1 protein-coding gene is annotated in these 645 nt (G+C 78.0%); it reads right to left on the reverse strand.

The window, feature by feature from the left end; all coding sequences use genetic code 11:
- Positions 1-35: 35 nt before the first annotated feature.
- Positions 36-602 carry a hypothetical protein gene (locus tag FOE67_RS30575; protein WP_182667562.1) on the reverse strand — a complete coding sequence of 189 codons (567 nt, stop codon included), beginning with the start codon at positions 600-602 and terminating at the stop codon, positions 36-38.
- Between the last annotated feature and the right edge of the window lie 43 nt (positions 603-645).

Here is a 645-nt window from a genome sequence, read left to right on the forward strand (position 1 = left end):
GATCCTCCCCCGCGGAACCGACGGGAGCCGAGGGCTCACGGCGCCGGGGAACGCGGCGCCGGGGCCCCGTCGTCGGAGGACGCCCCCGACCCGCCCGCCGGCCGGAACGCGGCGGCCCCACAGGGGCACCCCGGGTCGGCCACCACCGCCTGCCGTTCGACCCGGGGTCCCGGAAGCGTCACCTCCAGACGACCGCACCACTCCGCTCCGGAGTCCGCTCCCGGAGGCGTCCCGCCCCCGTGGCCCGGGGCACCGGCCTCCGGCGGACATCCCGGGGCGCCGTCCACCACCCCGAGCGCCGCGACCGCCGCCAGCCCCGCCACCGTCGTGGCCAGCGCGGTGTCGCAGGAGGGGGTACCGGCCGCCCGGCGTCCGTGCCGCCACTGCCCCACCAGCAGCGGCCAGCCGGCCTCCCGCCGCTCCCGTTCGCGCATCAGGCACCCGGCACAGGGGGTGCGACCGGGGAGCACCAGCGGCCCGACGAAGCCGGTCGTCTCCACCACCCCCGCGTACAGGTGGGGGATGCCCGCCTCCATCAGGTGCTCGACGGCCTCCGGGGAGGGGGCGTAGGCGGAGACGCCGTCGCGCGGGGCGATGATCACCAGGCGTGGTCCGGCCGGCTGCGAACCTGTCTCTTATACAGAT

Source organism: Streptomyces calidiresistens (assembly GCF_014141525.1).
Classification (GTDB): Bacteria; Actinomycetota; Actinomycetes; order Streptomycetales; family Streptomycetaceae; genus Streptomyces; species Streptomyces calidiresistens.